This is a genomic window from Achromobacter spanius (genome assembly GCF_003994415.1).
Classification (GTDB): domain Bacteria; phylum Pseudomonadota; class Gammaproteobacteria; order Burkholderiales; family Burkholderiaceae_B; genus Achromobacter; species Achromobacter spanius_C.
Map to the genome: position 1 here is coordinate 5,275,496 of NZ_CP034689.1, position 13,735 is coordinate 5,289,230.

The 13,735-nt window shown below is 65.4% G+C and carries 11 protein-coding genes; 6 read left to right on the plus strand and 5 right to left on the minus strand.

Annotation, left to right across the window (positions count from 1 at the left end; translation table 11 throughout):
• Positions 1 to 100 precede the first annotated feature (100 nt).
• Positions 101 to 1,069 carry a Bug family tripartite tricarboxylate transporter substrate binding protein gene (locus ELS24_RS24190; protein ID WP_050448210.1) on the minus strand — a complete coding sequence of 323 codons (969 nt, stop codon included), beginning with the start codon at positions 1,067 to 1,069 and terminating at the stop codon, positions 101 to 103.
• A 103-nt stretch (positions 1,070 to 1,172) separates the two neighbouring features.
• Positions 1,173 to 2,288 carry a 4-oxalomesaconate tautomerase gene (locus tag ELS24_RS24195; RefSeq protein WP_127185544.1) on the minus strand — a complete coding sequence of 372 codons (1,116 nt, stop codon included), beginning with the start codon at positions 2,286 to 2,288 and terminating at the stop codon, positions 1,173 to 1,175.
• A 61-nt stretch (positions 2,289 to 2,349) separates the two neighbouring features.
• On the opposite strand from ELS24_RS24195, the gene ELS24_RS24200 reads away from it, so the two are divergent.
• The 5 genes from ELS24_RS24200 (at position 2,350) to ELS24_RS24220 (ending at position 5,594) form a co-directional block, all read left to right on the plus strand.
• Positions 2,350 to 3,291, plus strand: coding sequence for a LysR family transcriptional regulator (locus ELS24_RS24200; protein ID WP_127185545.1), 942 nt, complete (start codon positions 2,350 to 2,352; stop codon positions 3,289 to 3,291).
• Between the two features lie 4 nt (positions 3,292 to 3,295).
• Entirely contained in the window at positions 3,296 to 3,772 is a 477-nt protein-coding gene (locus tag ELS24_RS24205; protein WP_127185546.1) for a GNAT family N-acetyltransferase, read from the plus strand.
• A 100-nt stretch (positions 3,773 to 3,872) separates the two neighbouring features.
• Positions 3,873 to 4,241 carry a COG4315 family predicted lipoprotein gene (locus ELS24_RS24210; protein WP_127185547.1) on the plus strand — a complete coding sequence of 123 codons (369 nt, stop codon included), beginning with the start codon at positions 3,873 to 3,875 and terminating at the stop codon, positions 4,239 to 4,241.
• Positions 4,242 to 4,264: 23 nt separating this feature from the next.
• Positions 4,265 to 4,777 (plus strand): RNA polymerase sigma factor, encoded by a 513-nt coding sequence (locus tag ELS24_RS24215; RefSeq protein ID WP_050448206.1) that lies wholly within the window; start codon positions 4,265 to 4,267, stop codon positions 4,775 to 4,777.
• Position 4,778: 1 nt separating this feature from the next.
• The gene (locus ELS24_RS24220) at positions 4,779 to 5,594 is read left to right on the plus strand and encodes an anti-sigma factor family protein (protein ID WP_127185548.1); all 816 of its coding nucleotides are present in this window, start codon (positions 4,779 to 4,781) and stop codon (positions 5,592 to 5,594) included.
• A gap of 240 nt (positions 5,595 to 5,834) precedes the next feature.
• Here the strand turns inward: ELS24_RS24220 and ELS24_RS24225 are convergent, their stop codons facing one another.
• Genes ELS24_RS24225 through atzF form a run of 3 tightly spaced genes read right to left on the minus strand, consistent with a single transcriptional unit; the run spans position 5,835 to position 12,092 of the window.
• Positions 5,835 to 6,563, minus strand: a complete 729-nt coding sequence (locus ELS24_RS24225; protein WP_050448204.1) for a GntR family transcriptional regulator — start codon at positions 6,561 to 6,563, stop codon at positions 5,835 to 5,837.
• On the minus strand, positions 6,560 to 10,204 hold the full coding sequence (uca, locus tag ELS24_RS24230; protein ID WP_127185549.1) for an urea carboxylase: 3,645 nt from the start codon (positions 10,202 to 10,204) through the stop codon (positions 6,560 to 6,562). Before uca ends, ELS24_RS24225 begins: the two co-directional genes overlap by 4 nt.
• A gap of 28 nt (positions 10,205 to 10,232) precedes the next feature.
• Positions 10,233 to 12,092 carry an allophanate hydrolase gene (gene atzF, locus ELS24_RS24235; RefSeq protein ID WP_127185550.1) on the minus strand — a complete coding sequence of 620 codons (1,860 nt, stop codon included), beginning with the start codon at positions 12,090 to 12,092 and terminating at the stop codon, positions 10,233 to 10,235.
• Between the two features lie 382 nt (positions 12,093 to 12,474).
• On the opposite strand from atzF, the gene urtA reads away from it, so the two are divergent.
• Entirely contained in the window at positions 12,475 to 13,728 is a 1,254-nt protein-coding gene (gene urtA, locus ELS24_RS24240) for an urea ABC transporter substrate-binding protein (protein ID WP_050448201.1), read from the plus strand.
• Positions 13,729 to 13,735: the final 7 nt, after the last annotated feature.

Below are 13,735 nucleotides of genomic sequence, written 5' to 3' on the forward strand. Positions count from 1 at the left end.
GCCTGATCCTGCCGCGTCGACACACCCATCACTCGCGACCAGCACGGGCCGCCCCCCAACGCGCGATCCCCCTAGGCTTGCGACAGGCGCATGTCACCCCCTACCGCGCCGCCAACTTTCGCTTGTCCGCCAATTGCTTCCACCGCACCGCTTCGCTTTGCACGAAGGCTCCCAATTCAGCGGACGTACCGTGGCGAACTTCCGCGCCTTGTTCGGCAATCTTCGTTGCGACAACCGGGTCCGACAAAGCTTGATTCAGCGCCTTGTTCAGCTTGACCACAACCGCCGGCTCGACCTTGGCTGGGGCGAAGATGGCGTACCACTGCGGCACGTCCACGCCCGCCACGCCCAATTCCGCCAAGGTCGGCAACTCCGGCAGCGCCGCGATACGGTTTGACCCTGCTACCGCCAGCGCCTGGATCGTGCCTGACTTCAGGTGGGGGTACACGCTGAACAAGCTGGGAAACATCACCTGCGTTACGCCGGCCAAGGTGTCGTTCAGCGCCGGAGCGGAACCTTTGTAGGGCACGTCCAACATGGCGAGACCGGTGGCCTGGTTGAAAAGCTCGCCCGCGATTGCCGGCGCAGTGCCGGGCCCGGCAGAAGCGAAGTTCAGGCCATCGGGGTGCTCATGCCCATACTTCACCAGGCCAGCCACGTCCTTCACCGGTATGCGCTTGGACACGACCATGATGGTGGGCGAATCGGCCACCATGCCGATGGGCGTGAAGTCCTTCACGGGGTCGTAGTTCAGCTTCTGCATGGCGGGGTTGATGCCATGCGTGCCGATGTAGCCCAGCATCAGCGTGTAGCCGTCGGCCGGCTGGCGGGCGACATAGTCGGACGCAATCGCGCCCTGCGCGCCGGGCTTGTTCACCACGATGACGGTCTGGCCGAGTAGTTCGCCAACCTTCTGGCCCACCACGCGCGCCAGCACGTCGTTGCCGCCACCAGCCGCAGTGGGCACGACCAGGGTGATCGGGCGTTCGGGATATTCCGCCTGCGCCACGGCGCTTGCAGCCAGCAGCATGGCGGCGGCGCAAAACGTTTTGATGAGGTGATGCTTCATTGCTTGTCTCCAGATATAGCGATTGCCTTGTTGTGGCAGCCTCTTTGCGGGCCGCTTCGGCGGAATAAAATTTCGGATCGATCAGTGATTTAAAACTGGCGTGTTACGCAACCGCCCGCATCGGTTCATCGCCCGCCAACACATAATGGCCAGGCACATACAGCAGCCCCTTCATGATCTTGCGTGCCGTCCGTACCAAGCCCGCGGCGCGCACCTCGCCACTGACCGTGTCCAGATCGACATCGATGTCCATGCCTCCGGACGGATGTTCAATGCGCACGGTGCGATAGCCCCCCACCACGGGCGGCCCGCCGCAAGCATGCGCCACGGTGCCCGGCATCAGAAACGCGCTGGCCACGCCCACTGCACCCGTAGCCGCGTGGGCACGATGGCAGGCATGGGGAGTGAAATAGCGTGAACGCAGCGCCAAGGCGCCCGCGCGTTCGCATGGCGCCACCAGCACCGGTTTGGGTATGACGCTCTGCGACACGTCACCCAACCCCATGCGACGCCCCGCTTCCAGCCGTATACGTTCCATGCGCTCAAGCAAGCCGGAATTGCCATCCAGTTGCGCGGACGTTTCATCGCCGCGCAGGCCGAAGTCCTGGGCGCGCATCAATACCATCGGCATGGCGGCGTCGATCAGCGTCACCGCTACCCCGTCAACACATTCCCGCCGCTGCCCGGTGGGAAACAGCTTGCCGGTGATGGCGCCCCACGCCTCCAGAAAGTTCAACCGCACCGGTGCCGCCGTGCCCGGCACGCCATCGATGCGCGCATCGCCTTCATAGGTCAGGTGGCCGCCCGGCGTCTGCACCACGGCTTCGATCACCGCGCCGGTGTTGACGTTGTGCACCCGCACCGAGGTGACGCCATTGCACGGAGCCACCAAGCCTTCGTCGATGGCAAACGGTGCGGCACCCGACAGCATGTTGCCGCAGTTGGGCCGGGTGTCGACCATGGCGCGGTCCACCGACACCTGCGCGAACAGGTAGTCGATATCGCAGTCGGGCCGGGTCGAGCGCGACACGATGGCGACTTTGCTGGTCAGTGTGTTGCCGCCGCCCAAGCCGTCAACCTGTAGCGCATGGGGCGAACCCATGGCGGTCAGCAGCAGGCGGTCGCGCTGCAGCGGGTCGGCCGGCAGCCAATCGCCCAGAAAAAAGGGGCCGCGCGACGTGCCGCCGCGCATCAGTACGCAAGGGATTACGGTTTCCATGGAAGCCATTCTGCGACTTGGCGGCTATTATTTGAATTGCAACTTACGGATGGATTAATGCATGGCACGCATCAATTTCGATTTGCAGGAATTGCAGGCCTTCGTGGCGGTAGCCGAACGCGCCAGCTTTCGCGCGGCGGCCGACGACCTGCACTTGTCGCAGCCCGCGCTCAGCCGGCGCATCGACAAGCTGGAAAGCATCCTGGGCGCGCGCCTGCTCGAACGCACCACGCGGCGCGTAGCCTTGACGCAGGTGGGGCGCGTGTTCCTGGAGCGCGCCCGCAGCGCCATCGACGAACTGGAAAGCGCCGTGCTCAGCATCGGCGACCTGGCCGCGCAGCGGGGCGGGCTGGTGACGGTAGCCTGTGTGCCGTCCGTGGCCTATTACTTCCTGCCGTCCGTCATCCGCGACTACACCGAGCGCTTTCCGCGCATCCGCGTACGCATCATCGATGAAACCGCCAACACGGTGCTCAATAGCGTAGTGACGGGCCGCGCCGATTTCGGCATCAGTTTTTTCGGCACCCAGGAACCAGATGTGGATTTCAAGGCGGTGCTGCGGGAAGACTTCGTATTGGCGGTGCGCCGCGACCACCCGCTGGCTGGCCGGCGCAGCGTGTCCTGGGAAGCGCTGTCGCAGGAACGCTTCATGACGGTGGCCAAGGAAAGCGGCAACCGCCTGTTGATTGACGACGCGCTGGCAAAGAGCGGCAAGCGCACCGTCAGCGCGTTTGAAGTCAGCCACGTGATGACCTTGCTGGGCCTGGTGGAAGCGGGCCTGGGCGTGGCCGCCGTGCCGCAATTGGCCATGCCGCTGGCGGGCCACGCCACGCTGACGAGCGTCAAGCTGGAACATCCGCGCGTGACGCGCACGCTGGGCTTGATCGCCCGCCGCGGCCGCCCCCTGGCGCCCGCCGCGCAACAGCTTTATAACTTGATCCATCAGGCTGGCAAGACGGCTAAACGCAAAACGCCATCCGCAGCATCCCTTACGCAGCCGTAATTCCATGACGCATTCCCCTACCCCGGAGCATTCCCTGGCCCTGCAACCCGCCACCGAAGAAGATCTGCCCTTTTTGCTGGCGTTGCGCAAAGCCACCATGCAGGAACATATGGAACGCGCCGGCGTGCCCGCGACTGACGCGGACCATCTGGCCCGCATCCAGTACCACTTCGACGACGCGCAGATCGTGTGGGTGGATGGCCGCCCCGCCGGCCTGTTCAAGCATTACCGCGATACGGACGGGTGGCACATTCTGCAGATACAGATCGCACCGGATTTCCAAGGCATGGGCCTGGGCCGCCGCCTGATCGAGCCCGTGCTGGACCGGGCAGACGCGGAAGGCGCGCCCGTCACCCTGAGCGTGTTGAAAGGCAACCCCGCCCAGCGGCTCTATGCGGCACTGGGCTTCACCCCCGTCAAGGAGACCGAGCTGGAATTTGAAATGCGTTACGAACCCGGCGCCGTCCGACCGGCCGGCTGAACGTTGCAGATTTTTTTGGGCTGGCGGGAATAATCCCGCCATGGCCGGCGTCTGTAGCGGGCAGTCATCCCTTTCCCCCCATCTACGTACGAGGCTCACTATGCGCAAACACATCGCCGCCGCCCTGGTCCTGGGCTCCGCCGCCCTGTTCTCGGCCGGCGCCCACGCCCAAGCCGTCAAGACGCAGGACGGCATCCTGGTCAACAGCGCGGGCATGACGCTGTACACCTTCGACAAAGACGCCGGCGGCAAAAGCGCCTGCAACGACGGGTGCGCCAAGATCTGGCCGCCGGTCACCGCCCCCGCCGACGCCAAGCCCATGGGCGACCTGACGGTCATCACCCGCGACGACGGCTCCAAGCAATGGGCCCATAAAGGCAAGCCCGTCTACCTGTACGTGAAGGACACCAAGCCGGGCGACAAGACCGGCGACAACTTCAAGGAAGTCTGGCACGTCATCAAGCCCTGATCCGCGACGATTCCCCGGTTGCCATGCGCGCCGACGACGAGGCCCTGATTCTGGCATGCATCCCCAGCCTGCGGCGATACGCCCGCGGGCTGACGGGTGACCCGCATCGGGCCGATGATCTGGTTCAGGACACGTTGGAGCGCGCCTGGAGCCGCTATTCGCGATGGCAAAAGCGCGGCGAGCTGCGGGCCTGGATGTTCGGCATCATGCACAACCATTTCATCGACGGCGTGCGCGCCAACAACCGGCGGGCGGATCAGACTGCCCCGGGCGATCTGCCCGACATGCCGGTGCGCGCCACGCAGACTGATCAGTTGGAAGTGCGGGATTTGGACCGCTGCCTGCAAGCCCTGCCGCCCGAACAGCGTGAAGTGCTGTTGCTGATCTGCGTGGAAGACCTGTCCTACCAGGACACCGCGCGCGTGCTGGACGTGCCCATCGGCACGGTCATGTCCCGACTGTCGCGCGCCCGTGAGAAGTTGGGTGCGCTGATGCGCGGACACGACTCGGTCAGCCGCCTGCATCGCGTGAAATGACATGAACGAAAAATCCCTCCATCCGGTTCCCAGCTCGGGCAGCCCCATTACCGAAGCCGATCTGCATGCCTATGCGGACGGCCAGTTGGCCCCTGCCCGCCATGCCGAGGTCGACGCCTTTCTTGCCTCGCATCCGCAGGATCAGACCCGTGTGGCGGACTGGCAGGCGCAACGCCGTGCGTTGCATGCGCTGCTGGACCCGGTATTGGATGAACCTTTGCCATTGCGGCTGCCCTTGAAGGCGCCGTCGCGACAGTTGCCGTGGCGTGCGCTGGCCGCCAGCGTGGCGATCGCGGCGGTCAGCGCGGGCGCGGCGTGGACGGTACGCGGCGCGATGGATGCGCGCCATCTGCAAACCGTGCTGGCCACCGCCGGCCCGGACCCAGCGGCGGGCGGTTACGCCCAACGCGCCGCCATCGCGCATGCGGTGTATGCACCCGACATGGGCCGCCCGGTGGAAGTGAGCGCCGACAATGAAAAGGGCTTGGTGACGTGGTTGACCAAGCGCATGGGCGCCCCGGTGCGCGCGCCATCACTATCGCAAGTGGGTTATGAATTGGTGGGTGGCCGTTTGTTGCCGGGCGGTTCGGGACCGGTGGCACAGTTCATGTACGGCGCGGCCGATGGACAAAGGCTGACGTTGTACGTCACCCGCGAAGCCGCGGGCGGCCAGACCGCGTTTCAGTTCACGCAGGAAGGGTCGGTACGGGTGTTCTATTGGGTGGAAGGCCAGTTCGGCTACGCCCTTTCCGGCGCCGTCAGCCGCGATGAACTGCAACGAGTATCGCAAGAGGTTTATAAGCAGTTGCAGGGGTAGCGAAGCCGATTCGGTTACGGTAGCCAGATGCGTTACGCCGAGGGCACCGCCCGATGGGATTCTTTGCGAGCACCGTCCGATGGGTTACGCGCGATCAACACTGGTGTTCTTCAGAAGACATTTCCGCGCTTCACCCATCCTACGATCCACGAGCCGCACGTAGGATGGGTGAAGCGCGCAAAATCCGCCGCAAGAAAACCCACCATCGATCGCGCGTAACCCATCAAGCAGCCCCCCCGGTCACCGCCCCCCTTCCCTTGCCGCATGCAGCATATGCAGCGTGATCTTCCGCACCTCCGCCTTGCTCATCTCGATATGCGACTTCAGCATCCGTGCCGCTTCATCCCCGCGCCGTGCCAGCACCGCCCGCAAAATCGCAGCATGTTCCTCATACGTCGCATCCACCCGAAAATCCTTCGTGAAATCCAAGCGCCGGACAATACGAATCTTCTCCGTCACGTCCCGGTGTATCTGCGCCATCTCCGGATTCCCGGCCGCCGCCACCAATGAACAATGGAACGCCTCGTCCAACTGCCCGACCAGCCGCCCGTCCAGAATGCGCTGCGGCGGCGGCACCAGCCATACGTCTTTCAACGCACCCAGAATGCCGGACTCATCCATGTGCTCGCGCGTGCACAGCTTGTCCACGGCCGCCTGTTCCAGCACCACCCGCACGTCGTACAGCGCTTCGAAACGTTCAAAATCAAACGGCCGCACCTGCCAGCCGCTGCGCGGGCTGGCCAGCACGAAGCCTTCGCGCTCTAGCCGTGCCAAGCCCAGCCGCACCGGGGTACGGCTGACGCCCAGCCGCGCCACCAGATCCGCCTCGGTAAAACGTTCACCCGGCAGCATCCGGAAATCGAACAGGTCGTCCTTGATGCGCTGATACACCTGGTCAGCCAGTGACCCGGCCAGCGCCGGCGCCTGCCGGATCGCCGGGCTGACCTGGACGGCTTCCAGGCGCATCATCCCGCCACGGTGCACGTGGCGTCTTCCGCCAGCACCACCAAGGGGTCGCCCGCGTTCACCGGTTTGCCCGGCACGCAGCGGATCGCCGTGACCGTGCCCGACGCGGGCGCAATCACCGACAGCTCCATCTTCATGGCCTCGACCACCACCAGCGTGTCGCCCGCCGATACGCTCTGCCCCACCTGGACCGGAATCTTCCAGATGTTGCCGCACATATCCGCGCTGACCAGGCGTTCGCCCTCGCGCAACGCCGTGTCGGCCTCGGCCTCTTGAATCACAGCCTCTTGCTCCACCGCCACGTCTTCGCTCTTCCACAGCGCCACTTCGGCGTCGAAGGCGCTTTTCTGGCGCGTCTGGAACACGGCGATGCTGTCGGCCTGCTCGGCCAGGAAGCGCTGGTGCGCAGCGAAATCGAACACTTCTTCTTCGATGCGCACCGTCGCGCGCCCTTCGCGGAAGTCTTCGCGCAGCACGTCCAGTTCGGCCTCGGTGACCGGGTAGAAGCGCACCTGATCAAAAAAGCGCAACAGCCAGGGCTTGCCATCCTGGAACACCCGGTTCTTCAAGAACTTGTTCCAGATGGGCAAAGTACGGCCAACCAGTTGATACCCGCCCGGCGAATCCATGCCGTAGATGCACATGTACACGCCACCAATACCCACCGTGCCTTCCGCCGTGAACGTGCGCGCCGGGTTGTACTTGGACGTCAGCAAGCGATGGCGCGGATCGATCGGCACGGCGCAAGGCGCGCCCAGGTACACGTCGCCCAAGCCCATGATCAGGTAGCTGGCGTCGAACACAATGTCACGCACCTCATTGCGGCTGGCCAAGCCGTTGATGCGCTGGATGAAGTCCACATTGTTCGGCAGCCACGGCGCGTTGGCGCGCACGGTTTCCTGATAGCGCTGCACGGCACCCAGCGTGGCCGAATCCTCGAAGGCCATGGGCAGGTAGACCACGCGCGTGGGCACCTTCAGCGTGGCCACGTCGGCCAGGCCGGCTTCGATCTTCAACAGGCGTTCGATCAACGCCCCTTGCAGAATCTGGCGGCTGTCATAGCGGATCTGCAATGAACGCACGCCCGGCGACAATTCCTGCACGCCCGCAATGGGGTCGGCGTTCAACGCTTCCATCAGCAAATGGATACGCATGCGCAACGCCAGGTCCAGCACGTTGTCGCCGTACTCCAGCAGCAGGTAGCCATCACCCGCCTGGCGGTACGACACCGACGGGCGCGAGCCCTCCGCCGGCAAGGCCGCGACGATGGTTTCCGACACCGTGGCGGGCACGGGCGATGGCGCCGTTGCCGTGGGCGCTACCGCCGACAGCGCCGCCACGCTTTGGTCTTGCGCGGCTTCCAGCGCCACGGCTTGCGGATAGTCCATGCGTTTGAACCGGATGCGGTCGCCCGGCTTCACCTGGCCCACCTTCCAAAGTTCGGCGCGCGCGATGGTGACGGGGCAGACGAAGCCGCCCAGGCTGGGGCCGTCGCGCGTCAGGATGACGGGGCTGTCGCCCGTGAAATTGATGCTGCCGATGGCGTATTCGCAATCGTGGATATTGGACGGGTGCAGACCCGCCTCGCCGCCGTTCTCGCGCGCCCAGGTGGGCTTGGGGCCGATCAGGCGCACGCCCAGGCGGTTCGAGTTGTAGTGCACTTCCCAATCCGCCGCGAAGAAGGTGTCGATGGCTTCGGGCTGGAAGAAGTCGGGCGCGCCATGCGGGCCGTACAGCACGCCGATTTCCCAGGTGTTGCCGTAGGTGGGAATCAGCTCGGGCGGCGCGGGCATCGGCTCTGCCACAGTCGCGGCGGCACTGCCCTCACCCAGCTCCGGCCGCACCAACGGCAGCATGTCGCCCACGCGCAGCGTGCGGCCGGCGTGCCCGCCGAACTGGCCCAGCGCAAAGGTCGAGCGGCTGCCCAGGTAGACCGGCACATCAAGCCCGTTGCGCACGGCCAGGTAGCTGCGGCAGCCCGACAGCGCGCGGCCGGTGGCCAGCACCTGACCCGAACGCACGGTAATCGGCTGCCACATCGGCACGGGTTCGCCGTCCAGCGTGGCGGCGCATTCGGCGCCGGTCAGCGCCACGACGGTGTCGCCATGAAAACGCAAGGTAGGCCCGATCAGCGTGGCCTCGATGCCGGCCGCGTCCGGCGCGTTGCCGACGATGCGGTTGGCCAGGCGGAAGGCATAGTCGTCCATCGGACCCGAGGGCGGTACGCCGATATCCCAGTAGCCGGTGCGGCCGGGGTAGTCCTGCACACTGGTATAGGTGCCGGCCTCCAGCACTTCGATGGCGGCGGGCCGATACGTGAAGCTTTCCAGGAAGCGCGTGGACAGCTTGCCCGCGCGGAAGCGTTCGTCGGCAACGATCTGGCGCAGGTAGTCCAGGTTGGTGGCAATGCCGTGCAGCCGCGTGCGTGCCAGGGCATCCGCCAGCTTGTCCAAGGCGGCATCGCGGGTGTCCGCGTGCACGATCAGCTTGGCCAGCATGGGGTCATAGAAGGCCGGCACGTCGGTGCCGGTGGCCACCCAGCCATCCACCCGCACGCCGTCAGGGAAAGACACCTCGGTCAGCACGCCCGGCGACGGCTGGAACTGGCGCAGCGGGTCTTCGGCGTACAAGCGCACCTCAATGGACGCACCCTGCGGCGCGCGCGACATCGCGGCGATATCCAGCGCTTCACCCGCCGCCACGCGCAGCATGCATTCCACCAGGTCCAGGCCGGTGACGGCTTCCGTCACCGGATGCTCAACCTGCAGGCGCGTGTTGACCTCCAGAAAATAAAAGCTGTCGCGCGCCGGGTCGTAGATGAATTCAACGGTGCCGGCGGAGCGGTAGTTCACCGACTCGCCCAACTGCACGGCGGCCGACAGCAAAGCCGCGCGTGTCGCGGCCGGCAGCAGCGGCGCGGGCGTTTCCTCGATCACTTTCTGATTGCGCCGCTGCACCGAGCAATCACGTTCGCCCAGCGCCAGCACGCGGCCCGCGCCGTCGCCAAAGATCTGCACTTCCACGTGGCGCGCGTTATCCACATAGCGTTCGATGAACGCGCCGCCATCACGGAAGAAGTGTTCGCCCATGCGTTGCACGCTGTCGAACGCCACCGTCAGTTCCGCTTCGTTCTCGCAACGCGACAAGCCGATGCCGCCGCCGCCCGCCGTGCTCTTGAGCATGACCGGGTAGCCGATGCGTTCGGCTTGCGACAGCGCTTCACCCAGGCTGGCCAAGAGCCCCGTGCCCGGCGTCATCGGCACGCCCGCTTCGGCCGCCAGTTCACGCGAACGGTGCTTCAGCCCGAACTCGCGGATCTGCAAGGGCGTGGGGCCCACGAAGGCAATACCCGCCGCTTCGCAGGCTTCGGCGAATTCCGCGCTTTCGGACAGGAACCCATAGCCGGGGTAGATGGCTTGTGCGCCATGCTCGCGCGCGGCCGCCAGCAGCAGGTCCATGCGCAAGTAGCTGTCGACGGCTTTCTCGCCGCCCAAGGCCACGGCCACATCGGCCTCGCGTACGTGCGCGGCGTTGCGGTCGGGGTCGGAATACACGGCCACACTACGGATGCCCAGCCGCTTCAGGGTGCGGATGGCGCGGACGGCGATCTCGCCGCGGTTGGCAATCAGAACGGTATCGAACACGGTTCGGCTCCCAAATGGCTTGCTGGAATTAGCGGGGGGTGGCGGTGGGGTTGGCGCCGGCGGCGGCACTAAGGCTCGCCAGATAAGCGCGCCAGCCGCCAAAGGTGGTGATGTCGCGCGCGCCGTCCAGGCCGCGCGGCTCGCAGATGAAGCCCTTGACCAGGCGGCCGTCTTCCAGCTCCAGCGTGCCGATGCCCAAGGGCGCGGGAATCTCGGCCACGAAGGCGCCGAACGCCGTCACCGGCACATCCCACAGTTCCACTTCAATCGGCGCGCCGGACTCGGACTTCACCAGCCCCGGCTTGGGCGGCGTGGTGTTGGCCAGCGCATACAGGCGGTAGTCGCCCGCCGTGCGGGTCTTTTCCACCAGCACCGCGTGACGCGAGGTCAGTTGATGGTTCAGCGGCATGCCGGTCAGGTGCGCGCCCACCACCGCCACACGCACGGTGTCGGCGGGCGGGGTCGCCACGTCCATGCCGGCCGGCAGCGGTGCGCCGGTGGCACCAAGCGGCAGGCCGCGCTGCGCTTGCCACAGGCGGCCAAACTGCGCCAGCGCGCGGTCCTGCCAGGCCAGGCCGATCAGCGTAATGCCCGACGGCAGGCCGTCGGCGCGCATGCCGGCCGGCACCGCCAGCGCCGACAAGTCAGCCAGGTTGGCAAAGTTGGTATAGACACCCAGCCGCGAATTCAGCGTGACCGGGTCGGCCTGAAGCTGCGCGATGGTGTAAATGGACGGCGACGTCGGCACCACCAGCGCGTCAAAGCCCGCCAGCGCCTGATGGATTTGCCGCGTCAGTTCAGCACGGCGGTACTCGGCCTTGAAGGCATCCAGCGCGCTGTAGTTCGCGGCTTGCTCGACGATGCCGCGCACCACGGGGTTGATGACCTCCGGCGTCTGCTTCCACAGGTCTTCCACCGCCGCGAAGCGTTCGGCCACCCACGGCCCTTGATACAGCAGCGCGGCCAGTTCATTGAAGGGCGCGAAGTCTATCGTTTCCACTTCGGCGCCGGTGGCCTTCAAGGCCCGCACGGCGTCGTCGAACACCGTGGCCGCCTGCGCGTCGCCGAAGAATTCCAGCGTGGCGGGAATGGCCAGCTTGGGCGCGCGCGGCCAAGGCAGCGACGCGCCCGCCGGCATCTGGCGTGAATAGGGATCACGTTCGTCATAGCCGCCCGCCACCTCGGCAACCAGTTCGGCATCGGCCACGGTCAGCGCAAAGATCGACACGCAATCCAGCGTGCGACACGCCGGCACCACGCCCGCCGTGCTGAGCCAACCCTTGGTCGGCTTCAAGCCCACGATGTTGTTGAAGCCCGCCGGCACGCGGCCCGAACCCGCCGTATCCGTGCCCAAGGAGAACGCCGCGATGCCACGCGCCACCACCGACGCGGAACCCGAGCTGGAACCGCCACTGACATAGTCGGCGTTGAAGGTGTTGGCCACCGCGCCGTGCGGCGAGCGCGTGCCCACCAGGCCGGTGGCGAACTGGTCCAGATTGGTCTTGCCGATCAGGATGGCGCCCGCGGCGCGCAGGCGCTGCACCACGGTCGCGTCCTCGCCCGGCGTGTAGGCGAACTCGGGGCAGGCGGCGGTGGTGGGCCAGCCGGCCGCGTCGATGTTGTCCTTGATGGCGAAGGGCACGCCATACAGCGGCAGGCGCGTCATGTCGCCGCCAGCGGCGGCCAGCATCAAACGCAGCCCGTCCAGTTGTTCATCCAGCGTGGCGCGGTCCACCCGGCATATCCAGGCATTGTCCGCCGGCCCGTCTTGCGGCGCGGCGTAGTCGGCCAATAGCGTTTCGGGCTGCGCCCCGCCTTCGCGATAGGCGGCTTGCCATTGCGCGATGGTCCAACCGATGGGGCTCGTCTGCGTTGCTGCGGCGTTCATGCTGGAATCCTTTCTTGTATACAAGTACGGATTCCCAAGCAATCGGCGTGCCATGTTTGGCGGCTGTGCGGCTTTCCCTCTGGCGCCGCATGCCGATGCCGTCAAACACGCGCGGCGAACGGCTCCACACCAGCCGCGCCCGCACCGCAAGCGGGCAGGACGCGCACCTGTTTTGTGCATGGCGCACGGTTTTGACCCGGCCAGGCCAAGCGCACAAGCGCCAACCGCATTCGCGTAAACACCCCCTCTTCATACAGCGACGCACCTCGTCCGCCGCACTTGGCATGCCTTTTGCTTTGAGGTCCTTGAAGTCCTTGTCGTCGACTGTTTTCCGAGATCGTTCCTGCCGGCCAACCCGGCACATTCCAAATCAGGAGTCACCATGAAACGCAGACTAGCCCTTAAGCAACTGACCGCCGTGAGCCTGTTGGCCATGTCCGGCTGGATGCCGCAGGTATTCGCCGCCGAAGACACCATCAAGGTCGGCATCCTGCATTCCTTGTCGGGCACCATGGCCATCTCGGAGACGTCGCTGAAAGACGTTGCGCTGATGACCATCGACGAAATCAACGCCAATGGCGGCGTGATGGGCAAGAAGCTGGAAGCCGTGGTGGTGGACCCGGCATCGAACTGGCCGCTGTTTGCCGAGAAGTCGCGCCAACTGCTGTCGCAAGACAAGGTGGCGGTGGTGTTCGGCTGCTGGACCTCGGTGTCGCGCAAGTCGGTGCTGCCGGTCTTCAAGGAACTGAACGGCCTGCTCTTCTACCCCGTGCAATACGAAGGCGAAGAGCTTGAGAAGAATGTGTTCTACACCGGCGCCGCGCCCAACCAGCAAGCAATCCCGGCCGTGGAATACCTGATGAGCGAAGACGGCGGCGGCGCCAAGCGCTTCGTGCTGCTGGGCACCGATTACGTCTACCCGCGCACCACCAACAAGATCCTGCGCGCCTTCCTGCATTCCAAGGGCGTGAAGGACAGCGACATCGACGAGGTCTACACGCCGTTTGGCCATTCCGACTACCAGACCATCGTCGCCAACATCAAGAAGTTCGCCACCGGCGGCAAGACGGCCGTCATCTCGACCATCAACGGCGATTCGAACGTGCCCTTCTACAAGGAACTGGGCAACGCCGGCCTGAAGGCCACCGACGTGCCGGTCGTGGCGTTCTCGGTGGGTGAAGAAGAACTGCGCGGCGTGGACACCAAGCCGCTGGTCGGCCACCTGGCGGCATGGAACTACTTTGAATCGATCAAGAACCCGGTCAACGCGGAATTCATCAAGAAGTGGAAGGCCTACGCCAAGGCCAAGAACCTGCCCAACGCCAACACGGTCGTGACCAACGACCCGATGGAAGCCACCTACATCGGCATCCACATGTGGAAGCAGGCCGTGGAACAAGCCAAGACCACCGACGTGGACAAGGTGATTGCAGCCATGGGCGGCCAGAAGTTCAACGCGCCGGACGGCTACACCATCGAAATGGACAAGAGCAACCACCACCTGCACAAGCCGGTCTACATCGGTGAGATCAAGGCGGACGGCCAGTTCAACGTGGTGTGGAAGAGCAAGGGCCCGATCCGTGCCCAACCCTGGAGCCCGTACATCCCGGGTAATGAAAGCAAGCAAGGCCTCTAAGCGGAGC

Excerpts from the sequence above, each read along its gene's own strand:
- ELS24_RS24190 (WP_050448210.1), bottom strand. The coding sequence starts at position 1,069 with ATGAAGCATCACCTCATCAAAACGTTTTGCGCCGCCGCCATGCTGCTG.
- ELS24_RS24195 (WP_127185544.1), bottom strand. The coding sequence starts at position 2,288 with ATGGAAACCGTAATCCCTTGCGTACTGATGCGCGGCGGCACGTCGCGC.
- ELS24_RS24200 (WP_127185545.1), top strand. The coding sequence starts at position 2,350 with ATGGCACGCATCAATTTCGATTTGCAGGAATTGCAGGCCTTCGTGGCG.
- ELS24_RS24205 (WP_127185546.1), top strand. The coding sequence starts at position 3,296 with ATGACGCATTCCCCTACCCCGGAGCATTCCCTGGCCCTGCAACCCGCC.
- ELS24_RS24210 (WP_127185547.1), top strand. The coding sequence starts at position 3,873 with ATGCGCAAACACATCGCCGCCGCCCTGGTCCTGGGCTCCGCCGCCCTG.
- ELS24_RS24215 (WP_050448206.1), top strand. The coding sequence starts at position 4,265 with ATGCGCGCCGACGACGAGGCCCTGATTCTGGCATGCATCCCCAGCCTG.
- ELS24_RS24220 (WP_127185548.1), top strand. The coding sequence starts at position 4,779 with ATGAACGAAAAATCCCTCCATCCGGTTCCCAGCTCGGGCAGCCCCATT.
- ELS24_RS24225 (WP_050448204.1), bottom strand. The coding sequence starts at position 6,563 with ATGATGCGCCTGGAAGCCGTCCAGGTCAGCCCGGCGATCCGGCAGGCG.
- atzF (WP_127185550.1), bottom strand. The coding sequence starts at position 12,092 with ATGAACGCCGCAGCAACGCAGACGAGCCCCATCGGTTGGACCATCGCG.
- urtA (WP_050448201.1), top strand. The coding sequence starts at position 12,475 with ATGAAACGCAGACTAGCCCTTAAGCAACTGACCGCCGTGAGCCTGTTG.